Origin of the sequence: Croceibacterium salegens, from assembly GCF_009827435.1 — a bacterium.
Taxonomy (GTDB): Bacteria; Pseudomonadota; Alphaproteobacteria; order Sphingomonadales; family Sphingomonadaceae; genus Croceibacterium_B; species Croceibacterium_B salegens.
The window spans coordinates 103,304-124,992 of record NZ_WTYM01000059.1 but is presented as its reverse complement, the minus strand read 5'-3'; the positions used below and the strand labels follow the sequence as shown (position 1 = coordinate 124,992).

Below are 21,689 nucleotides of genomic sequence, written 5' to 3'. Positions count from 1 at the left end.
GACTCCTGCCGTCCGGCCTTGGCGCGATGGTAACATCGCGTTTGATAGAGGCAAATTGGAAGTTGTGCGGGCCTAATCCGCCGCAGCGATCCGTACCCGGGCGTCGCGGGCGTAGGGGTCGTCGAGGAAGACGAGGTTGTCGCCCTTCGGCTGGACCGTCAGGTAGGTGATGTAGATCGGCACCGGCTCGGGCAGCGGCACGACCTGTTCGGGCGGCGCGTTTTTTGCCGCCGCCGGGATCGGCGTGCCCATCAGCCAGCGGTACATTGTCGCGGCATCCTCAAGCCGGACGCAGCCGTGGCTGAGCTGTCGGTCGGTCTTCTTGAGCAGGTCCTTGGCCGGGGTATCGTGGAGGTAGATGCCCTGCGGATTGGGGAACTCGAACTTCACCCGGCCCATGAAATTGGAGCCGCCCGGTAGCTGGCGCATGTGCACCGAGACAGTCCCGTCGCGAACGCCCTGCCAGTCGACCGTCTTTGGATCGAGGACCTCTGCGTCCGGTTCCCAGCTATCGAGCACCTCATAGCGGCGATCTGCGACCCAGCCGGGACCGTATTCGAGGATATAGTCGGCGAACTCGTTCTGGACGATGTCGTCGGGCACCAGCCAGTAGGGGTTCTCGACCGCCTGGCTGAGGAAGCCGGCCATGATCGGCGTCTGCCCGGCATCGTTGCCGACCACCACACGCATGTCGTCGACCGGTTCGCCGCCCTCGTACATCCACAGGTGTGCCGAGGCAGTGTCGACCAGCACGTAGCGACCCATCGGCATCGCCGGGATGGCGCGCAGCCGCGCCATGTTCATCCAGATCTGGCGCCGCTGCGTCTCGCTGTAAGCCGGATCCTGCATCGCCTTGCGTAGCGGTGCGTAGAGCGGATGCATCCACTCCATCCCGTCGACGTAGCTTTCGAGCGATGGCGCCTGTGCGGCCGTCTCCAGCACCGAACGAGGGGCCGGTATCACCGGTTCGAGCGCCGGGCTGCCGTAGATCATTGGCAGACGCGGGCCATCGCGCATTGCCCGCACATATTCGGCGAAGGTATCCGACAGCGCCACTTCGAAGCGGGCGACGTCCTTGATTTCCCCACGTTGCGCCCGTTCGGCCAGGTCGACCAGCTTGTCGATGCCGAGCTTGTCCGGATCGACCCCGTCGAACTGCGCGGTTTGCATCCGGTAAAGCAGCAGCGTCGCCGCACCCGAGGGCCGTGCGTACTTGTTGAGCCACATGGGTGCATTGTCGCGCGCGGTGTAGAAGCCGCGAACCGTCTTGCCTGCGCGCTCCCCAATTTCCTCGCGCAACTCGGCGCGAACGTGTTTGCCCGGTTCCCCGCGCCAGCTGGCCTGCGCCGCCGCCTGCGGCAGCGGCACGACCAGCGCCGCTGCCAGCAGGGCGGCGATGACCGGGAATCGCATCATCGGCGAGTTATGCGGTCAGCCGCGCTCGCCGGTGTAGGACACCGGCGCCGTCTGGATCACCGGCGCGCCCGAGTAATACAGGCCTTCGCGCACATAGCCGTCGATGCAGCCGTCGTTGTTGGCATCGGCCCAGGTCGCTCCGGCGAGGCCCGGAACCGATCCGCCGACCGAGGCCGCGCCGCTCCATGTGCCGCCGATCGGCGGGCACGGCGCAGTCGTAACCGGGGTGGGCAGCGGTTCCTGGTACGGGGGCGGTGGCGGAACCGACTCGGTGTAGTAATCGTCTTGCGAGCTGGTGCACGCTGCCAGCGGAAGCGCCGCTGCGAGGACGAAAAGGAAACCCTTGTTCATCGAAAACCTCCTTGCCGTTGCTCCCCTCGAACGCACTCTGATAGCGCGCCAGACTCTGGTTAACGAGAGTTAAGGCAGCAAGTTCCGACTTGGCGGTGCCCGGTAGCGGGACGGTTCGGCGCGCCCCAAGGCCCGGTCAGGCGGCGACGTCGGGGGCGTCGAGACCATAAGCGGTGTGCAGGACGCGAACAGCGAGCTCGGTTTCGTCCTCGTCGATCAGCACGCTGACCTTGATCTCGCTGGTCGAAATCGCCTGCACGTTGATGCCGCGCTCGGCCAGCGCCCGGAACATCGTCGCCGCAACACCGGCATGGCTCTTCATGCCGACGCCGACGACGCTGATCTTGGCGACCTTGCTGTCGGTGATCACGCGGTTGAAGCCTATCTCGTCGCGCTTCGCCTCTAGCAGCGCCTGGGTCCGGGCAAGGTCGGCCTGCGGGACGGTGAAGGTCACGTCGGTCTCGCCCTTCTCTCGGCCGACGTTCTGGATGATCATGTCGACATTGATCGAGGCGTCGGCCAGCGGCGTGAAGATGTGCGCCACCGCGCCGGGCTTGTCAGGCACCCGGGTGAGGATCACCTTCGCCTCGTTCTTGTCGTGGGCGATGCCGGTGACGAGTTGCCGTTCCATTTCCAAACCTTCCATTTCCTCGTCCGAGACGATCATCGTGCCGGGCAGGTTGTCCGCCGGCGGGGCATCGTCGTCGATGAAGCTTGAGAGAACCTGCACGCGCACGCCTTCCTTCATGGCGAGCGAAACCGAGCGGGTCTGAAGAACCTTCGCCCCGACCGAGGCGAGTTCGAGCATTTCCTCGTAGGTGACGTATTTCTGCTTGCGCGCGCGGGCGACGATGCGCGGGTCGGTGGTGTAGACCCCGTCGACGTCGGTGTAGATGTCACAGCGGTCGGCGTGGATTGCCGCAGCCACCGCAACCGCCGACGTATCCGACCCGCCGCGCCCGAGCGTGGTCACGCGGCCATCGTCCGACAGGCCCTGGAAGCCCGGGATGACCGCGATCTTGCCCTCGGCCATCGAGGCCAGCAGTGCGTTTGATTCGATATCGCGCACCCGCGCCTTGGCGTGGGCGCCCTCGGTGTGGACCGGCAGCTGCCAGCCGAGCCACGAGCGCGCCTTGCAGCCCATGGCCTGCAGGGTGAGCGCCAGCAGGCCGCTGGTGACCTGCTCACCGCTGGCGACGACGACGTCGTATTCCGCCGGGTCGTAGAGCGGGTTGGCCTCGCGGCAGAAGGTCACCAGCCGGTCGGTCTCGCCGGCCATGGCTGAAACGACCACCGCGACCTCGTGCCCCGCAGCCTGCTGCTTGCGCACGATGTTGGCCACGCGCCGGATGCGCTCGGTCCCGGCCATCGATGTGCCGCCGAATTTCATCACTATGCGGGCCACGCGGTATTCTTCCCCTGCTGGCGGTGAACTGTGCGCGCTGTTAGGAGCGGGGAATGTCCGATGCAACTGTAACGCGTGCAACCAAACCCGGGGCAACCATCCGGCCGCACGAAGCCGCCCATTTCGGCAAGCTGGCGCGCGACTGGTGGGACCCCAAGGGCTCCTCGGCGATGCTGCACAAGCTCAACCCGGTGCGGCTGGGCTTCATCCGCGAGGCCGTGGACCGGCATTGGGACATCGATTCCGACGCGTTGCGCCCCCTCAATGGCAAGCGCGCGCTCGACGTCGGCTGCGGCGCCGGGCTGCTATGCGAACCGCTCACACGGCTCGGCGCTGATGTGACTGGGGTCGATGCCGCCGCGGAAAACATCGCCGCCGCCAAGGCGCATGCCGACGGCGTTGGCCTTGCGATCACGTATCAAGCTGGCGAGCTCGGCACTCTGGGCCTCGGCCAGTTCGACCTCGTCACCGCGATGGAAGTGATCGAGCATGTCGCCGACAAGCCTGCGTTCCTCGCCGAACTGGCGCGCCACCTCGCGCCGGGCGGGCTGATGGTGCTCTCGACGCCGAATCGCACGGCGCAGTCTCGACTGCTGCTGGTCGCCGCCGCCGAGGCCGTCGGCATGGTGCCCAGGGGCACGCATGACTGGAACGATTTCGTCACCCCGGACGAACTTCGCAACCTGCTCGCGGAGGCAGGCCTTGCGATGGACGAACCGCGCGGCATAGCCTTTTCGCCGATGAAGGGCCTCCACCTCTCGGGCGAGCTCGCTCTCAACTACATCGTCACGGCGCGCGCGGCATGAGCGCCGAGCAGGCCCGGGCGCGGCTGCGCGCCGATCTCAAGGATGCCATGCGTGCGGGCCGCAAGGACGAGGTGAGCCTGTTGCGTTCGCTCGCCGCGGCGATCGACAATGCCGAAGCGGTCCCGGTCGAAGGCTTGAACGACAATATCAGCCCGCTGCGCGCCAGCGCCGGCATGGGCGAGGTCGCGCGGCTCGACCTGTGCGACGAGGACATTGCCGCGATCTTCTCGCGCGAGCAGGCCGAACGCATCGCCGCCGCGGCCATGCTCGAGAAAGCCGGGCAGGCGGGCCCTGCCGAACGCCTGCGCGGCGAAGCCGGACTGATTGGCCGCTACCTGTGACGTCAGAGGTCGATTACATCGTCGTCGGAGCCGGCAGCGCCGGGTGCGTGGTGGCCGCGCGGCTCAGCGAGGACGACAAGGTACAGGTCGCGCTGCTCGAAGCAGGCGGCGATGTCGATTCGGCGATGATCCGCATGCCGCTGGCGTGGATGCCGGTCAGCGCCGACCCCCGCTACGGCTGGAACCTGATGAGCGAGCCCGATCCGCACATGGGCGGCCGTGCACAACCGATCCCCCGCGGCAAGCTTCTTGGCGGGTCGAGCGCGATCAACGGCACGATGTATATCCGCGGCCACAAGGCAGACTACGACGGCTGGGCGGCGATGGGCCTTCCGGGATGGGGCTACGACGACGTCCTGCCCTACTTCCGCAAGTCCGAGACCAACTGGCGCGGGGCGAGCGAGATCCACGGCGGCGACGGGCCTCTCTCGGTCACGCCGATGCTGCCGCATTCCGAACTGACCCCGGTGATGTACGCTGCGGGAGCGGAGCTGGGATATCGCGAGGAGCCCGACTTCGCCGTGCCCGAGCCCGAAGGTTTCGGCATGCCCGACTGCACGATTCGCAACGGCCATCGCGACAGCACCGCGCGGGCCTATCTCGATCCCGCCCGCCAGCGCCGCAACCTGACGATCGTCACCGAGGCCGCCGCGACGCGCGTGCTGGTCGAAGATGGTCGCGCGGTCGGGGTCGAATACCGGCAGGGCGGCGATACGAAGACCCTGCGCGCGCGACGCGAGGTCATCGTCTGCGGCGGAGCGCTGCATTCGCCGCACCTGCTGATGCTTTCGGGCATAGGCCCGGCGGCGCACCTCAGGGAGCATGGCATCGAGGTGCTGCACGACCTGCCGGGGGTCGGGCAGAACCTGCAGGACCACCCCATCGCGGTGACCGTATGGGCCGCCGCGAAGCCCAACACCTTCGACCGCGAGCTGCGGCTCGACCGGCTGGCACTCAACGTCATCCGCTGGACGCTGACCGGCAAGGGCACACCGGCGCAAAGCCCGATGACCGCGCAGGGCTTCATCCGCTCGGGCCCGGAGCAGGAGCGGCCCGACCTGCAGTTCCAGGTCAGTCACACCAGCTACATGGCGCGGGTCTGGTTCCCCGGTTGGCGAGCAGGCGCGGGCCACCAGCTGACCGCCGGCTGCGTGCTGCTCAACCCCGAGAGCAGAGGCGCGGTGACGCTAGGCAGTGCCGACCCCGCCGCCCTGCCAAAGGTCCTGCTCAATTTCCTCGCCGAGCCGGGCGACCGGCTGCGGCTGCGTGCGGCCATGCGGCTGATGCGCGAGTTTTTCGCCACCCCCGCCGCCGCCGCGACGGTCGCCGCCGAGATCGCTCCGGGTGCAGCGGCGGATGACGATGAAGCGCTTGATGCCTGGCTTGAACAGACGATTATCAGCGGCGGACACCCGACGAGCACCTGCGCGATGGGCACCGGGCCTGAAGCTGTGCTCGATGGCGAGTTGCGCGTTCGCGGAATCCGGGCCTTGCGCGTTGCCGATGCCAGCTCGATGCCGCAGCTGATCCGCGGCAACACCAACGCCCCGACGATCATGGTCGCCGAAAAGGCCGCCGACCTCGTTCACCTCGCAAACAGGTAACATTTGCAAACGTTCTCTCACGCCCTAGGGTGCGCGCCGGGGTTATCATGAGAGGGACCAAGTATGGCTGAACCTGCCGCGGGATCGATGATCCTTTCCGAAAACAAGATCCTGCGCATCTTCAGCTTCTTCCTTTTCTACCTGGGTCAAGGCCTCCCCCTCGGCGTTTCACAGGTCGCCCTGCCCGCCTGGCTGGTGATGAACGGGGCCGAGGAATCGGCAGTGGCGGCGATCATCGCCACCGCTTTCCTTCCCTGGAGCTTCAAGTTCATCCCCGCCGCGCTCATGGATCGCTACGCCTATCTGGCGATGGGTCGCCGTCGGTTGTGGCTCATCTGCGCGCAAATGCTGATGGTGATCGGCTTCGCGATTGCCGCCATCGTGGCCCCCGGGCCCGACAACCTCGAGGTCATCCTCTCGATCGTGATTCTGATCGGCACCGGCTCGGCGATCCAGGATGTTGCTGTGGACGGCATGGCGGTCGACATCCTCAGCGACGAAGAGCAAGGCACGGCGAGCGCCTTCATGTTCGGCGGCCAGACCGTCGGCCGCGCGCTATCCGGCGCCATCGCCGGTTTCAGCCTGCAACATTACGGCAGTGCGACGACCTTCTGGATCTTCCTCCCGATCATCCTCCTCATCACTCTTTACGTGGTGGTTATTCGCGAACGGCCGGGCGAGAAGCGTTTCCCGTGGAGCGAGGGCGCCGCTTCGCCGGTCAACCTCGAACGGCACGTCGGCGCCTGGTGGCCGATGGCACGCGCCGCGTTCAAGTCGCTGATCAAGTTCGACAGCCTGAAGCTGGTGACGGGTTCGGTCGCCGCCCGGATGGGCAGCGGCATGTTCTCGCCGATGTGGCCGATCATCGGCGGCATCGGGTTCGTCGGCTTCACCACGGCAGGATATTCCAGCATGGTCTCGTCGGTCGACCTGGTCATGGCGGTGGTCTCGATCGGGGTCGGCAGCTTCCTGACGCTGCGGCTCGGCGCGCGCGTTGCCTCGTCGCTGGTCTATTCGACCTACTTCCTGTTGGCCATATTCGTGCTTTACGGCCAGGCCTACTGGAGCGCGATGACGCCGTTCATCATCATGTCCTGCGTGTGGTCGATGCACGATACGCTGACCAGCATCTGCACCAACCCGCTGCGCATGCAGCTCTCTGACCCGACGGTCGCTGCAACGCAGTTCACCATCTACAATTCGCTCAGCAACTTGCCGGTGACTTTCGGCGCCACGCTGTTCGCCGTTCTCGGCGGCACAAAGGAACTGGGCACGGTCATGTGGACGTCCGGCGGCCTGATGCTCCTGGGCGCGCTGATCTTTTCGACCCTGAAAGCCGGCTCGCGCCACGAAGCGGCCGAGCCCGTGCCGGAGTTCAACTAGGCTCTCAGCACAAGGCCGCGTCCCACTGGTCGGTGTCGAAGCCGACCAGCAGGCCGTTGTCGTAGATCACCACGGGGCGCTTGATGAGGCTCGGGTGCGCGGCCATCAACGCCACGGCCTTGGCCTTGTCGATCCCCTCCCTGTCCGCTTCGGGCAGCCCGCGAAACGTCGTGCCACGGCGGTTGAGCAGCGCCTCCCAGCCGACCGCACCGGCCCAGTGGCGGAGCATATTCGGATCGGCGCCTTCCTTCTTGTAGTCGTGGAAGTCGTAGGCGACGCCCTGCTCCTCGAGCCACTTGCGCGCCTTCTTCACGGTGTCGCAGTTGGGAATGCCGTAGAACTGGATGCTCATGCCTCGTCCTTGCGAGTGAAGCGGTGGATGCGCGGGTCGGCGCAGGCGAACAGGGTATAGTCCTCGTAGTAATCAGCGCGGCCGCGCTGCTGGACGACGCGATGCTCGGCCAGCCGGCCCCAGGCGCGCGCGCTGGCTTCGTCGGCCCATTCGCTGAGGGCTATAACCTCGCCATCGTCGGCGGTGTACGATTTGAACGCGATGTAACCCGGCTGCTGCCGGGCCAGCGCGAGCATGGCGTCGGCATCGGTGCCGTAGGCCTCGCCATCGAGGTCGGCGCGCTTGCGGTTGCGGAATACGACGAGGAACATGCTTTCTCCTCTAGCTCGTCATCGCTAGGAGGCGAAGCCGACGAAGCAAGCCAGGACGGCACGGTGACGCACTGGATTGCTTCGCTAAGCTCGCAATGACGATCATCGGGGGGTCAGGTGGGCGTCGGCGATGGCGACTGCGAGGGCATCGGCGGCATCCGCGCCTTCGATCTTCGCGCCCGGAAGCAGGACCTTCAGCATGGCCTGCACCTGCGCCTTCTCCGCCCCGCCCGTGCCGACCACCGCCTTCTTCACCAGCCGCGCGGCATGTTCGGAGACCGGGAGCTCGGCGCGCCCACAAGCGGCAAGCACCGCGCCGCGCGCCTGCGCCAACTTGAGCGTCGATTGCGGATTCTTGTTGAGGAACACCTCCTCCACCGCCGCCCGGTCAGGTTCGTAGGCGGCGATCACGGCCGCTATCGCGTCGTACAAATGGTTCAATCGATCGGCCATCGGCACCTTGGCGTCGGTCGCCACCTGGCCGTTGGCGATGTGGGTCAGGCGCAAGCCTTCGACCCGCACGATGCCCCAGCCTGTGCAACTTAGCGATGGGTCAAGCCCGAGGACGAGCATCACAAGGTCATCCGTGAAAGCTGTCCATCTGCTCGACAATTAGCCATGTCGATAGCAGGACCAGTGAGAGTAAGGTGATCAGCGCTCCACAAGCGACCATCAATATTTCGCGACCCCTCATAGCCTAAGCCCGAACTTCGGACCCACGTTCATCATCAGCAGGTAGAGCCCGACGGTCAGCACGCACCCGGCAGCGAGCGCGACCCAGAAGTTGGCGCCCGCGCGCAGCATCACCGGGATGAGCAGGAACATGGGCAGGCTCGGCAGGACGTACCAGAAGGTCGCCTCGGCATGGACGGCCATGTTCTCGGCGTCTGGCCGCGCGTGCCACAGGAAGATCATGCCGAGCACCGAGACCAGCGGCAGCGAGGCGACGATGGCGGCCGTCGCGGGCAGGCGGCGGCCGATCTCGGCAATGGCGGCAATCATCGCCCCGGCGAGCAGCGCCTTGGCGACGACCGTCCACATCAGCCCAGCTTGTCCATGATCTCGTCGGAAATCTCGTAGTTGCCCCACACGGTCTGCACGTCGTCGTCATCGTCCAGCGTGTCGACCAGCTTGAGCAGGGTGCCGGCGGCGCCTTCGTCCATCGCCACGGTGATGGTCGGCTTCCACGCCAGCTTGACGCTTTCCGCCTCGCCGAGGGCCTTTTCGAGGTTCCCGGCAACTTCGTGAAGGGCGTCCGATGCGGTCCAGATGGCGTGGCCGTCGTCCGAGCTTTCGACGTCGTCGGCACCCGCCTCGATCGCGGCTTCGAGAACCTTGTCCTCGTCACCCGCGCTGGCCGGGTATTCGATCAGGCCGAGCCGCTCGAAGCCGTGGCTGACCGAGCCTTCGGAGCCCATGTTGCCGCCGTTCTTGCTGAACGCGGTGCGCACGTTGGTGGCGGTGCGATTGCGGTTGTCGGTCAGCGCCTCGACGATCAGCGCGACGCCGCCCGGCCCATAGCCCTCGTAGCGCACTTCCTCGTAGTCCTCGCCGCCGGCCATGCTCGCCTTGTCGATGGCGCGCTGGATGTTGTCCTTCGGCATCGATTGCGCCTTGGCCGCGTTGACCGCGAGGCGCAGGCGCGGGTTCATGTCCGGATCGGGCATGCCCATCTTGGCCGCGACGGTTATCTCGCGGGAAAGCTTGGAAAACAGGTTGGAGCGCTTCTTGTCCTGCGCCCCCTTGCGATGCATGATGTTCTTGAACTTGGAATGGCCGGCCATGACGTCGGGTCTCTTCTGGAATCTAGAATTGGCGAATTGAGGGGGCCATTAGCCGCATGACCGGTCAAGCGACAAGCCTAGAGCGGGCCGGCGTGTGGCGACGCTTCGGCGGATTCGTCTGCAGGCCCGACCTTCCGCCGCGCGCCAGCGGCATTTCCGGGGCCGCTTTCGCCGTGCTCGGCAAGCTGTTCGTGCTCGACCTGCTGCTGATGGCGACGCTGATCGGACTTGCCGCGCTGGCCGAGGCGTTGGGGGCGAAATTCCCCGGCCACCTGCTGACCGGCCTTGAGATGTCGCCGCCCATCATTGCGCTCATCGTGCTCGGCGCACCGATTGCCGAGGAGACGGTGTTCCGCGGCTGGCTGTCGGGTCGTCCCGGCCATGTCCTCGCAGTGCTGTTGCTGTTGGGCGGAGGGATTGCCTTCACCGTCCTTTCCGGCGGCGGACGGGAGGTCGCAGCACTGGCGGCTCCGGTTATCGCCTTCGTGCTGGCCATCGCGGCGATCTGGTGGAAACGGCGCAGCGACGCCATGGGCTTCTTCCAGCGCCACTTCCGCTGGTTCTACTGGGGCAGCGCGCTCGCCTTCGGCAGCGTGCACCTGACCAACTTCACCAGCGGCAACGCGCTGATCCTGCTGCCTCTGACCCTGCCGCAACTGCTTCTCGGCCTGATCCTCGGCTACGCCCGCACGCGCTTCGGCCTGTGGTCGAGCATGCTGATGCACGCGGCGCACAACACGCTGTTCATCTCGCTGGTGCTGTTCGGCGGCGGCTAGAGACCGGATATCTTGACCTACCGCACGAGAGCGGCCGCTTTCAGGAGGCTGCCCCAGTCGAATTCTCGGCGGCAATTGGGTGGAAAGCAGCCATTTGGTCTGATTTCATGCGGCTATACTAGGATTGCCATGCACGCTTGTGACTTGCCGTTCACGATTGGACGGCGGCCTCGGTATCAGGCGGATCGCGATAGCGTCTGCGATCGACGATGTTCGAGGCCGCCGCATGCCCGGTCGCGTTGACCATCGTCCCAAAAACATCGGAAAACATCTCTACCACAATAACGACCCCGAGGAAGGCGAGTGGAAACCCGACCAGCGCGACGATAGGGGCCACCGTCGCCACCAACACTGCAGCGCCGGGCATGCCGACCACGCTCATTTCGAGCAAGACGGCCAGAAGGGCTATTGTAATCATCAGCCCTAGGCCCATCGGCAGCCCGTAGACCTGCGCTGCATAGGCGGCCAGCATTAGGGTCGCGCCCGGCGCGCAGATGCGAAACAGGATCGCCGCCAGCGGCACGGTGCTGTCTGCCGCTTCGTCGCTGATCCCCATGTGGCGGCACGCCTTGAGCGTCAATGGCATGCATCCGGTGCTGCTCTGGGTGCCGAAGGCCACAGCTTGCACCGGCAGCATGGTCCGCGAGAAACGGCCGACCGGGACGCGACCGAACACTGCGGTCACCAGATAAAGAGCCGCGCCGACGACGAACACGATCGCAGTCTTCAACGCGACGAAATGCGCCAGCCCGTTGAAAATCGTGGCTCCGAAATGGAAAGTGGTCGGCAGGATGAGTAGCGCGACGCCGATCGGCGCGAGTTGTAGAACCCAGTCGACGATTATGAACATCGTCTCGGAAATCGCGGTCAGCCCCGCCACGATCACGCGGCGCGGCTCGCCGTCTTCCAGCCGCGATAGCGCCGCGCTGAACAGCATCGTGAAGAACAGGACAGGAAGAAGTGTATCGCCTCCCATCGCGGCGACTATGTTGGTCGGAATGATCGACAAGATGGCATCGGCCCACGGCAAGGGCGCCCCGGCGATTTCCTCGCCCGTCATTGCCCGCATCGCCTGCGCGATCGCCTCAGAAACAGGAAAGAACTCGAGCAGGACGATCGTCCCGATCACCGCAGCGACCACGCCGACGAAGTAGAGACCCATGATCGTGGCCATCGCGCGGCGCGTCGTCCGACCGCCACCCGCCAGACCTTGCGATCGGACGAACAGCGTTGCAATCAGCGAGAAGACGAGTGGCAAAATGGTCATCTGCAGGGCCTGCAACCACAGCCCGCCGCCAAGCCCGACGGTCGCGACTGCCTGATCGATCCGCGGATCGACGCCGGGTTCAGGCAGCGCGAGACCGATCCCCGCTCCAATCACAAGCCCGACCAAGATCCTGGCGGCGAGCGGCAACTTCGTCACGCGTTGGAACATACCCACGACACCCCGCCTTATATTTCCGGCGCTTGCTCCAGAAATGCAGCACAAGCAAGCGGTCCAATCTACTGGCCGAGATTAGGATGCGATCAGGGAACTATTGAATGTCCGCAATTGGGTCGTTACCAGCCGGTCCGCTTGTGGTCGCTCCTTAGCTCGGTGACGAGGTAATGAACTGGGTGGATAGCGGACCTTGGCTTAATCAGGTGGAAATGACCGAAAAATATTTGAGCACGTAGGAATCCACGTCTGGAACTGCGTTGGGGAGTCGGCCAACGGTTTCGCGGATCTCGCGATAAGAACCGAACCTGGGCAAGATCAACACGGACTGGTCCGCCCCATGCTGGTTGAGCAAGACCCAAGCCTTTCCTAGCGAGACTTGAGGCGGGTAGGTTGACGCGTCTTTTGTCTCGCCAACTCCGCGAATCGAAAGAACTGCAAATGTCTTGTCGCGGATTCGCTTAATCTCGGAAGAGACAAACGGCTCTTGCCGATGGTCCTACTCAAAGCCTTGAAGAGCCGACCAGCCCGCATTGTGAGAAAGCTCCGGGTCGTGGGTGAGGATGCACAAGAAGTCCGCGCCTAACATCACGAAGAAAGCGAAAGCGACAAGCATAATACATTTCATATCAGCAATGTCGCCGATTGGTTCGCGTGTCGTAATTATACAAGCGCCGTATGATTAAAGAGGTCACGCCAACAACTGCAATTTGGGTCGTTAGCGGCTGGTCTGCAGCAGGCTGCCCCCGGACCCGACAGCGAGGTCACGAGGTTGGTGGAAAGCGTCCGGTCGGTGTTGTGAAATGAGATGTGGTCTTGAGTCGTTGGCGGACTGTCTCTTTTCGAGCAAACCAGCCCGAAAGATCATACAGTGAGTTCATACCAAAGTACAGTGAACTCAGGCTCGTAAAGAGGTTGAATTGCTTCATTATGAGGTTTGCGCTTTCTCTTCCCATCGGGCGCGGAAGCTTCTACTTGCGCGAACCATTGCGCGGTCGAACGAATGTCAGCCCGAATGCCGAAGATGCAGCCACGCACGGGGCTCGAAGGCGCGTTCTTCGAGCATCGCGAGCGCCTCGTGCGCTTCCTCGCCGCGCGTGGCGCCGGCGATGCGGCCGAAGACCTCCTGCAGGAAGTCTGGCTGAAGATTTCGACCAGCCAGACAGGCCCAATCGCGTCGCCATTGCCCTATCTTTACCGCGTAGCCGACACCCTGATGATCGACCGCTTCCGCTCGCAGCGGCAGGCACTTCGGCGCGACAAGGCGTGGACTGAGCTCAGCGGCGGGCCAGAGGCCGGGATTTCCGATGCGCCGTCCGCCGATCGCAGCATTGCGGCGCGTGACTTCGTCAGGCTGGTGGAAGAGCTGCTCGCGCGGCTCGAACCCCCGCGCATCGCCGAAGTGTTCCGTCGCCACCGAATCGACGGAGTCCCGCAGCGACAGGTCGCCGCCGAGTTCGGCATCAGCTTAAGCACCGTGGAGAGCGATTTGAGGACTGCATATCGCGCCCTGGCCGATCTGAAAGAGCGCCACGATGAGGCGTAAACAGATCGACTCCGTCTGGTCGCCAGGAGGACTGCACGATGCAGCGTGACGACCTGATCCGCGATGAAGCCGTTGCCTGGGCCGTGCGCACGGGCGACCCCGCGTTCGCCGACTGGGAAGAGTTCGTGGCCTGGCTGGAGCAGTCGCCCGGTCACGCCGCGGCCTATGACCAGGTCGCGGCCTCGGTAGCCGACGCGGCCGATGGGCTGCGCGCCGCAAGACCGCAGGCTTCCAACGACGACGCGCTGCGTCCGGCCGTGCGGACCCGGCGCTGGTTCGGCGGTGCGCTGGCGGCGTCGCTGGTCGCTGTGTTGGCCATCTTTGCATGGCCATCGGGCAGCACGTACTACGAAGAGACCGCGCCGGGAGAGACGCGCATGATCGCCCTGGCGGACGGCGGGCGGATCGACCTCGCCGGAGGCTCGCGGGTCGAGCTCGATCGGAACGATCCGCGTCTCGTCCGGCTCGAGAGCGGTCGTGCGCTATTTACAGTCAGGCACGACGGGGACCATCCCTTCCGGGTCATCGCGGGGGACGATACGTTGCTCGATGTCGGAACCGTGTTCGATGTTAGGCTCGACAAGGCCAGTCTTGCGGTCGCAGTCGCGGAAGGCGCCGTGGTGTTTAATCCCGACCGACAAAAGGTTCGCCTCGCGCCCGGCGACCTGCTGCGAAGCGCGCGCGGCTCGGATACCTATGAACAAGTAAAGGTAGCGCCCGCGCAAGTCGGCGAATGGCGCGAAGGGCGCCTTACCTTCGACGGCACAAGCCTTGCCGATGCCGCCACGCAGCTTGAGCAGCTGACCGGAATTCCGTTCCGCGCCGCTCCCGGCAGCGAAACTCGCATTGCCGGCAGCATCATGCTGGACAGTGTGCGCGAGGATCCACGCGCCGCAGGGGCCTTGCTTGGCGTGCCGATGCGGCGCGACGGCGATACCTGGATACTCGGCGCAAACTGACATGATCCGGTCGCTCTACGTCGCGCTCGCGGCCGGCGCCGCCCTGGTCGCCAGTACGGCCCATGCCGAAAGCGTGCGCGTCGACGTCCCTGCCGGGCGTGCGGCGGATTCCGCCATCGCCATCGCCAAGCAGACCGGCACGAGCATAGTCATTACCGATCCCGATGTCGCCAATCGCAGTGTCAACGCCATTCGCGGGACGATGGACGCCGGCGAAGCGGTGCGCAGGCTTGCCCGCCTTGCCGATGCCCGTGCGGTTGCAGCAGGGAGTTACGGCTGGCGGCTGGTTCCGGCTCCCCAATCACGCCGGAGCGCGCCGGGCGCAACTCCGCCGCCGAGAGCGGCCCACGCGACGCCCACTCCCGCGCCTGGGGAAGTCGCCGAGGTCGAGGGTACGCCGATCATCGTCGAGGCGAGCAAGCGCGACCTTTCGCTTGGCGACTTTCCGGGACAGGTCTCGATGCTCGATGGCAAGGCGCTCGAACTGGGGGGAACGGGCGGGACCGAGAAGATCACCCAGAGGCTGGCGACGGTCTCCTCGACCCATCTCGGCAGCGGCCGCAACAAGCTGTTCATTCGCGGCATCGCCGATTCGAGTTTCACCGGTCCGACACAGGCGACGGTTGGGCAGTACTTCAGCGACCTGCGCCTAAGCTACAACGCGCCGGATCCCGATCTGCGCCTGTCCGATCTCGACCGGGTCGAGGTTCTCGAAGGGCCGCAGGGCACGCTTTACGGCGCGGGTTCGCTGGGCGGTATCATCCGGCTAGTGCCCAACACGCCCGATGCAGGCTTCACCGCCGCATTCGGACAGGTTGGTGTCGGCTACACCCAGCACGGCGCTGCCAGCGTCGACGGCACCGCAACTTTCAACCTGCCGATCGTCGGCGACCTCGCCGCGCTTCGCGTCACCGTGGATGCCGCAAGCCAGGGTGGGTACATCGACAAACCCCTGCTCGGCCGCGACAACGTCAATCGCACCGACCTCGTTGGCGGCAGGGCGATGGTTCGCGTCGAGCTGGCACCGAGCTGGCAGGTCGATCTCATCGGCCTCGCGCAGTCGACCGACAGCGCCGACAGCCAGTACGCCGACCGCCGCGGACCTCCGCTTACCCGGCAGGCAAGCGTCGCCGAGGGCTCGCAAAGCGACTACGCGCAAGGCCAGTTCGTCGTCACGGGCGAAATCGGGCCGCTCCGCTTCCGTTCCTCGACCGGCTACACCTCGCAGGACCTGCTCGAGCGCTATGACGCGACGGCGCCGGGCGATCCGCCGCGGCTGTTCATCCAGTCGAACGACACCGAGATGTTCGCCAACGAGACCCGGCTGTGGCAGCCGCTCGGCGACAGTGTCGGCTGGGTGGTCGGCGCGAGCTACACCCGCAACCGGATGCGCCTGACGCGGCAGCTCGAAGACCGGCAGACCTCGATCGCGACCACGGTCACGGGCGTTCGCAACGGGATCGACGAGCTGACGGTCTACGGCGAGGGCAGCCTGCGCCTGCTCGACAGCCTGGTCCTGACCGGAGGAACTCGCTACACCCGCTCGAAGCTCAATGGTCGGGGCGAGGACATCCTGCCGTCGCTAGAGGCGGCACTTGCTCGAGTGACTGCCGGGCGCACCGAGACCGCCTTCCTGCCTTCTGCTTCGCTGCTCGCCGAAGTCTTGCCCGATACGCAGCTTTATGTACGCTACCAGGAGAGCTTCCGGCCCGGTGGGCTGGCGGTCGAGGGGCCGGTGGTGCGTCGATTCGACAACGACCACAGCGCAACCTTTGAAATCGGCGCCCGGCACGGTAGCCGGGGTCGCGGCCCGTTCGATGTCGCAGCCAGCGTTTCCTATACCCGGTGGAACCAAATCCAGGCCGATTTCATCGATGTGTTCGGCTTTCCCAGCACCGCCAACATCGGCAACGGGCAGGTCTGGACCGCCACGCTCAACGGCGGGTTCGAAGTGGACTCGCGGTTGCGGCTCGATGCCGGGGTGAGCTGGAACCACAGCAACGTCGACGAACCGCAACTGGCCTTCGCCGCCCGCGTCACCCAGGTGCCGAACATTGCCGCCTTCACCGGACGGCTCGGCTTCGATTACCTGCGGCAACTCTCTGGCGACCTCGCCCTGACCGCGCAGGGCTGGCTCAACTACGTCGGCAAGTCGCGTCTCGGCATCGGGCCCGAGCTGGGCGAACTGCAGGGCGATTACCTCGACAGCGGTTTGACGGTCCGGGTCGGCCGGCCCGAGTTTGGCGTGACGTTTGGCGTGACCAACATCGCCGACGTTCAGGGTAACCGTTTCGCCCTCGGTACGCCGTTCGCGATCGGCCGCGACCAGGTCACGCCGCTGCGTCCGCGCACCATTCGCCTCGGCTTCGACGCCGCTTTCTGAAAATATTTCGCCCGCCGCCAAGGCTGCGCGCAAGGGGCTCCGTCCAGTCCGTCGATAACCGACGGGAAGGACCTCCATGCTTCGCTACCTGCTTGCTTCGACCGCCGTGCTCGCCATTGCGGCACCCGCTGCGGCCGAGACCATTTCCACCAAGGTAACCGCCCCGCTCAAGACCTCGACGGTCAAGGCGGGCCAGCCGGATTCGATCACCGTCGCCACCGCCGGCTCGGTGGTGCTGTCTGCCGGGACGGCGATCACCATGGACGACGACCACAGCGTCAATGTCCAGGGCGACCTGACTGTGACGGGAGCCAACGGCGGCGCGGGCATCGTTGCGGTCGCAGGCACGACGGGCGACATCACCAACTCAGGCAAGATTACGGTCGATGAGGCCTACACCGCGACCGACAGCGACAACGACGGCGACCTCGACGGCCCCTTCGCCGTCGGCTCTAATCGCTACGGTATCCGCACCGAGGGGGCGCACACCGGCAAAGTGGTCAATTCCGGCACCATCGCAATCGAAGGAAACGATTCCCACGGTATCCTGCTCGGCGGGCCACTGACCGGCGAATTCAAGCACGACGGCAAGACCACCGTGCTCGGCGACCGCAGCGTCGGCGTTGAGGCCGGGGCGATTTCGGGCAACGTCCGCCTCGCCGGCCAGGTGCAGGCGACCGGCAAGGACGCGGTGGGCACAAGGTTTACCGGTGATATCGACGGCGCACTGGTCGTCCAGGGCGGTATCGTCTCGACCGGCTATCGTTACACGACCGTTCCCGCCAGCACGTCCAAGCTCGACGCGGACGACTTGCTGCAGGGCGGCTCGGCACTGATGATCGAAGGCGATGTCGCGGGGGGTATCGTCCTCGCCATTCCACCCACCGACAGCAATCCCAACAGCACCGACGACGATGGCGACGGAATCGAGGATTCGAAGGAGGGTTCGGCCCAGATCACGACCTACGGCGCGGCCCCGGCGATGGTCGTCGGGGCCAGCGGCCGCGACATCGCGATCGGTCCGGTTGCGGGAACGGCGACGCAATTCGGCCTGCAGGCCGACGGCGGCATTGCCGGTCTCGGACTCTATTCCGGCGTCGAGGCCAATGGCCTGCAGGTCGGTGGGCGTGGCGGCGGGGTGACGATTGCCAAGGGCATCGGCATTTCCGGCACGGTCGTGGCTACCTCGATCGGGGCCAGTGCCACGGCCCTGCGTCTCGGCGCAGGTGCATCGACCCCGGTGCTGCAGGTCTCGGGCAAGGTCGAAGCGAGCGGCGGCAACAGCGCCACCGCCTACACGACCGCGGTGCAGATCGACGCCGGCGCCAACCTTCCGACCCTGCGCAACAGCGGCTCGATCAAGGCGACCGCCGGTACCGCAGGCACAGCGACCGCCATTCTCGACAAGAGCGGCGGCCTTGTCCTCATCGAAAACAGCGGCGCGATCACTGCAGTCGGCCCGGCGACGGACTCGGGTCGCCTCGTGGCGATCGACCTGTCGGCCAATACGAGCGGCGCGACGGTTCGCCAGACCGAGGTCGGCACCGGCCACACCGCCCCGTCGATGACCGGCGACATCCGCTTCGGCTCGGGGAACGACAAGCTCGAAGTCCTTGACGGGAACTTCAACGGCAACGTCCTGTTCGGTGGCGGCAACAACACCCTGTCGCTCGCAGGCGATGCGGTCCAGGCCGGCAAGGTCGGCTTCGGTGCTGGCAACGACACGATGACGCTGACCGGAACCTCGGCATATTCAGGGACGATCGACTTCGGAGGCGGCGACGACCTGCTGACGCTGGCCGGAAGCTCGAAGCTGAGCGGCAAGCTGATCAATTCTGGCGGCCTTGCCCTGAACGTGACCGGCGGGGCGCTCGGCCTGACCGGCCCGGTAACGCTCAAGTCGCTCACCGTGGGCTCGGCCGGCATCCTCGACGTCACGCTCGACAAGGCCGCCGGCGCAGGCACGTTCTACGACGTCACTGGCACGGCCAGCTTTGCGGCGAACGCCACCCTGTCGCTGCACATTGCTGACCTGACCGATGCGGTAGGCCGCTACACCATCCTCCAGGCCGGAACGCTCCAAGGCGCGGCGGGGATCAAGACCACGACCGACCTGATCCCGTTCATGTTCAAGGCCACGGTGGCGACAAATGCTCCGGCTGACACTCTGGCCATCGATGTGGCCAAGAAGACCACGACCGAACTCGGCCTAAACCAGTCGCAGAGCACGGCGTACAACGCGGTGTTCGCGGCGATCGGTGCCGACGACCAGATCGAAAAGATCTTCCTCGGCATCACCGACGGCAAAGTATTCCGGAATTCTGTGAGCCAGATGTTGCCCGACCATGCCGACGGCGCTTTCGAGGGTGTGAGCCTCGGCAGCCGGTCCTTCATCGCACAGGCCTTTGAGCCGGTAGGGCCGAAGTATTCGTTCGGCGGCCTCGATATCCTCTTCACCGCAGTTGGCTGGGCAACCGACAAGGACCAGGGCGCGACCGCGGCCTACAACCTCGACGGGTTCGGTTTCGGCGCCTCGGCCGAGATCGATACCGGGTTCGGCAGCATCGGCGGCTCGCTCGACTGGTTCTGGAACGAATACGACAACGGCAGCGATCAGAACCGCGTGCTGTCCAACAACTACGAGCTGGCCGCCTACTGGCGCGGCCAGTGGGGCGGCTTCGCGGCCTTCGCGCGCGGGTCCTACGGTTTCGTCGACTTCCGGGGCCGGCGCACCTTCAGCGGCGACATCGGCACCCAGCACGTCACGCGCAACGTCATCAGCAAGTGGAGCGGCAACATCGTCACCGCCAGCGGCGGCGTATCGTACGAGGGTGGCACCCGCCACTTCTTCTTCCGCCCGACGGTGACCGCAGATTACCTCAAGCTCGACGAGGACGGATACACCGACAAGGACGGCGGGGGCCTCAACCTCATCGTCGATGGCCGCAAGAGCGACGAATTCGCGGTCAATGGCGGGCTCGCGCTCGGCATCGACTTCACCGGAAACTCGCGGCGCGACGAGAACTGGTTCCGCATCGAGACCGAGGGCGGCTGGCGCGAGCTGGTCGGTGGTACGCTAGGTTCGACAACGGCCAAGTTTACCGGCGGTACCCCGTTCACGCTCGATCCCGAGCAGCGCGACAGCGGCTGGTACGCCCGCCTGCGCGCCCGCGGCGGCACGTCCGAATTCGAACTGAACGGTGAGATGGGTGTCGAAGACAACAGCGGCAACACCGCCTTCACGCTTCGGGGAACCCTGCGCATGCGTCTCTGACCGGTCATCGAATGCTGGTGGGATCACATGATAGGCCTTCCCGTACCCGGCCTGCGGTCCCAGCCAGTACCGGCGCCGAAGCCTCACCCCCAAGGCTTCGGCGCCACCACATTCAGAGGTCTGAGGCTTTGGCCGCTTCATCGCACGATCACTTAGCAATCTGCCCATTTCACTTCTTCTCGTCCTGGATTGGACGATTGCGAAACATATGCGTTGGCAAGACAACGGCGTAAAAGGGCAAGCTCTAGGCGAAATGAACGCAAAGTAGAACGGTCGGAACCAGGGTGAATTGCGAATCTTGCTCGAACGACCGCAATTGGGTCGATAGCGGAATGGCGGCTTCTAGGACGAATGTCGCTAAAGCAGCCGCTGCCACCAGCCAACGTCGCGCCAGGCGCCGAGCTTCCAGCCGACTTCGCGGTAAGTGCCGAGGTGGGTGAAGCCGACCGCCTCGTGCAGCGCCACGCTCGCCTCGTTGGGCAGGGCGATGCCGGCGAAGGCGGCGTGGTATTGCTGCGATAGACGGACAAGCAGGTTGTCGTAGAGCGCTCGACCGATGCCCTGCCGCGTGTAGGCCGGATCGACATAGACCGCCACGTCGCAGCTGCTGGAATAGGCCGCCCGCGTCCGGTGTGGCGAGCCGTAGGCGTAGCCGGCCACCTGCCCGTCCGCCTCCGCCACAAGCCAGGCGTGGCTCGCGCCATAGTCGGCGATGCGCCGGGCCATTTCGGCTTCGTCGGGCGGCTCGAGTTCGAAACTGATGCAGGTCTCGCGCACGAACGGCGCGTAGATTGCCGCGCAGGACGCGGCATCGCGCGCCTCGGCCGGGCGGATTATCGCGCTCAGACGAGCACCGCCGTGCCGCTGACGCTGACCATCAGCATCGAGCCGTTGCGGCCGACGACCTCGTAGTCGATGTCGCAGCCGATCACCGCGTTGCCGCCAAGGGCGCGGGCGTGGGCGCACATCTCGTCGATGGCCTGGTGGCGGGCGCGGCCGAGGACTTCCTCGTACTGGCCCGAGCGCCCGCCGATCAGGTCGGTGATCGAGGCGAACAGGTCGCGGACCATGTTGGCGCCGACGATGACCTCGCCTGTGACGATGCCGTAGTAGTCGCGCACCGGGTGCCCCTCGATGGCGTTCGTCGTGGTGACGATCATACCGGTCGGGTTGCGTCCCCAAGGAGTGCGGCTGGCCATTGGCGTGTCTCCGTCCTTGCGAAAATCACGCCGAGACTAGCGCAGGATCAGCCGGGGCCCAAGGCCGCCTTGCCAACGGTCGCAGGCGTCAGCCGAGACCGAGTGCCGCCTTATAGGTGTCGAGGATGGCTTCCATCTCGCTGCGATCGTCGGGCTTCATCTTCCGCAAGCGGACGATCTGGCGCATGATCTTGGGATCGTATCCGACCGCCTTGGCCTCGGCGTAGACGTCGCGGATGTCGTCGGCGATGCCCTTCTTCTCTTCCTCGAGGCGTTCGATGCGCTCGATCAGAAGGCGCAGGCGGTCGTCGGTGGCGTCGGCCATTAGGTACTCCGGTGAGTGAATGAGAATCGGTTGAGC

21 protein-coding genes are annotated in these 21,689 nt (G+C 65.5%); 9 read left to right on the top strand and 12 right to left on the bottom strand.

Features of this window, described 5'->3' with window-relative positions; all coding sequences use genetic code 11:
- Window positions 1-72: 72 nt before the first annotated feature.
- From GRI89_RS16755 to GRI89_RS16745, 3 genes are all read right to left on the bottom strand, one after another.
- A complete protein-coding gene (locus GRI89_RS16755) occupies window positions 73-1,416 on the bottom strand; it encodes a L,D-transpeptidase family protein (protein WP_159798038.1) in 1,344 nt (447 codons plus the stop codon).
- A gap of 15 nt (window positions 1,417-1,431) precedes the next feature.
- Window positions 1,432-1,767: a hypothetical protein gene (locus tag GRI89_RS16750; RefSeq protein ID WP_159798036.1), complete on the bottom strand. Its 336-nt coding sequence runs from the start codon at window positions 1,765-1,767 to the stop codon at window positions 1,432-1,434.
- A gap of 136 nt (window positions 1,768-1,903) precedes the next feature.
- Window positions 1,904-3,172: an aspartate kinase gene (locus GRI89_RS16745; RefSeq protein ID WP_328598321.1), complete on the bottom strand. Its 1,269-nt coding sequence runs from the start codon at window positions 3,170-3,172 to the stop codon at window positions 1,904-1,906.
- Window positions 3,173-3,225: 53 nt separating this feature from the next.
- Between GRI89_RS16745 and ubiG the strand changes: the two genes are divergently transcribed.
- The 4 genes from ubiG (at window position 3,226) to GRI89_RS16725 (ending at window position 7,306) form a co-directional block, all read left to right on the top strand.
- Entirely contained in the window at window positions 3,226-3,978 is a 753-nt protein-coding gene (ubiG, locus tag GRI89_RS16740) for a bifunctional 2-polyprenyl-6-hydroxyphenol methylase/3-demethylubiquinol 3-O-methyltransferase UbiG (RefSeq protein ID WP_159798034.1), read from the top strand.
- Complete coding sequence (locus GRI89_RS16735) at window positions 3,975-4,319, top strand: GatB/YqeY domain-containing protein (protein WP_159798032.1); 345 nt, start codon at window positions 3,975-3,977, stop codon at window positions 4,317-4,319. The genes ubiG and GRI89_RS16735 overlap by 4 nt, the downstream gene beginning before the upstream one ends.
- Window positions 4,316-5,923, top strand: a complete 1,608-nt coding sequence (locus GRI89_RS18320; RefSeq protein ID WP_201290963.1) for a GMC family oxidoreductase — start codon at window positions 4,316-4,318, stop codon at window positions 5,921-5,923. The genes GRI89_RS16735 and GRI89_RS18320 overlap by 4 nt, the downstream gene beginning before the upstream one ends.
- Before the next feature lie 63 nt (window positions 5,924-5,986).
- Window positions 5,987-7,306: an MFS transporter gene (locus tag GRI89_RS16725; RefSeq protein ID WP_159798029.1), complete on the top strand. Its 1,320-nt coding sequence runs from the start codon at window positions 5,987-5,989 to the stop codon at window positions 7,304-7,306.
- Window positions 7,307-7,310: 4 nt separating this feature from the next.
- Here GRI89_RS16725 and GRI89_RS16720 read toward each other — a convergent pair whose 3' ends face one another.
- The 5 genes from GRI89_RS16720 to GRI89_RS16700 form a co-directional block, all read right to left on the bottom strand.
- On the bottom strand, window positions 7,311-7,658 hold the full coding sequence (locus tag GRI89_RS16720; protein WP_159798026.1) for an ArsC family reductase: 348 nt from the start codon (window positions 7,656-7,658) through the stop codon (window positions 7,311-7,313).
- Window positions 7,655-7,969, bottom strand: coding sequence for an antibiotic biosynthesis monooxygenase family protein (locus GRI89_RS16715; RefSeq protein WP_159798024.1), 315 nt, complete (start codon window positions 7,967-7,969; stop codon window positions 7,655-7,657). Before GRI89_RS16715 ends, GRI89_RS16720 begins: the two co-directional genes overlap by 4 nt.
- A gap of 102 nt (window positions 7,970-8,071) precedes the next feature.
- Window positions 8,072-8,542, bottom strand: coding sequence for a crossover junction endodeoxyribonuclease RuvC (gene ruvC, locus GRI89_RS16710; protein ID WP_159798211.1), 471 nt, complete (start codon window positions 8,540-8,542; stop codon window positions 8,072-8,074).
- Between the two features lie 117 nt (window positions 8,543-8,659).
- Window positions 8,660-9,010: a DUF3147 family protein gene (locus GRI89_RS16705; RefSeq protein ID WP_159798022.1), complete on the bottom strand. Its 351-nt coding sequence runs from the start codon at window positions 9,008-9,010 to the stop codon at window positions 8,660-8,662.
- Window positions 9,010-9,753, bottom strand: a complete 744-nt coding sequence (locus GRI89_RS16700; RefSeq protein ID WP_159798020.1) for a YebC/PmpR family DNA-binding transcriptional regulator — start codon at window positions 9,751-9,753, stop codon at window positions 9,010-9,012. Before GRI89_RS16700 ends, GRI89_RS16705 begins: the two co-directional genes overlap by 1 nt.
- Before the next feature lie 56 nt (window positions 9,754-9,809).
- Between GRI89_RS16700 and GRI89_RS16695 the strand changes: the two genes are divergently transcribed.
- Entirely contained in the window at window positions 9,810-10,529 is a 720-nt protein-coding gene (locus tag GRI89_RS16695; RefSeq protein WP_159798018.1) for a CPBP family glutamic-type intramembrane protease, read from the top strand.
- Between the two features lie 151 nt (window positions 10,530-10,680).
- Here GRI89_RS16695 and GRI89_RS16690 read toward each other — a convergent pair whose 3' ends face one another.
- Complete coding sequence (locus GRI89_RS16690) at window positions 10,681-11,943, bottom strand: dicarboxylate/amino acid:cation symporter (RefSeq protein ID WP_159798016.1); 1,263 nt, start codon at window positions 11,941-11,943, stop codon at window positions 10,681-10,683.
- Between the two features lie 1,039 nt (window positions 11,944-12,982).
- On the opposite strand from GRI89_RS16690, the gene GRI89_RS16685 reads away from it, so the two are divergent.
- From GRI89_RS16685 to GRI89_RS16670, 4 genes are all read left to right on the top strand, one after another.
- A complete protein-coding gene (locus GRI89_RS16685; protein WP_328598320.1) occupies window positions 12,983-13,513 on the top strand; it encodes an RNA polymerase sigma factor in 531 nt (176 codons plus the stop codon).
- A gap of 38 nt (window positions 13,514-13,551) precedes the next feature.
- Window positions 13,552-14,472 carry a FecR family protein gene (locus GRI89_RS16680; protein ID WP_159798014.1) on the top strand — a complete coding sequence of 307 codons (921 nt, stop codon included), beginning with the start codon at window positions 13,552-13,554 and terminating at the stop codon, window positions 14,470-14,472.
- Between the two features lies 1 nt (window position 14,473).
- Window positions 14,474-16,855: a TonB-dependent receptor gene (locus tag GRI89_RS16675; RefSeq protein ID WP_159798012.1), complete on the top strand. Its 2,382-nt coding sequence runs from the start codon at window positions 14,474-14,476 to the stop codon at window positions 16,853-16,855.
- Between the two features lie 76 nt (window positions 16,856-16,931).
- Window positions 16,932-20,129 carry an autotransporter outer membrane beta-barrel domain-containing protein gene (locus tag GRI89_RS16670; protein ID WP_159798010.1) on the top strand — a complete coding sequence of 1,066 codons (3,198 nt, stop codon included), beginning with the start codon at window positions 16,932-16,934 and terminating at the stop codon, window positions 20,127-20,129.
- Window positions 20,130-20,486: 357 nt separating this feature from the next.
- On the opposite strand, the gene GRI89_RS16665 is transcribed toward GRI89_RS16670, so the two are convergent.
- The 3 genes from GRI89_RS16665 to GRI89_RS16655 all read right to left on the bottom strand — a co-directional run bounded on the left by GRI89_RS16665 (window position 20,487) and on the right by GRI89_RS16655 (window position 21,653).
- Window positions 20,487-20,963: an arsinothricin resistance N-acetyltransferase ArsN1 family B gene (locus GRI89_RS16665; RefSeq protein ID WP_328598329.1), complete on the bottom strand. Its 477-nt coding sequence runs from the start codon at window positions 20,961-20,963 to the stop codon at window positions 20,487-20,489.
- A gap of 8 nt (window positions 20,964-20,971) precedes the next feature.
- Complete coding sequence (locus tag GRI89_RS16660) at window positions 20,972-21,289, bottom strand: heavy metal-binding domain-containing protein (protein ID WP_159798207.1); 318 nt, start codon at window positions 21,287-21,289, stop codon at window positions 20,972-20,974.
- Between the two features lie 127 nt (window positions 21,290-21,416).
- Window positions 21,417-21,653 (bottom strand): DUF2312 domain-containing protein, encoded by a 237-nt coding sequence (locus GRI89_RS16655; protein WP_159798008.1) that lies wholly within the window; start codon window positions 21,651-21,653, stop codon window positions 21,417-21,419.
- Between the last annotated feature and the right edge of the window lie 36 nt (window positions 21,654-21,689).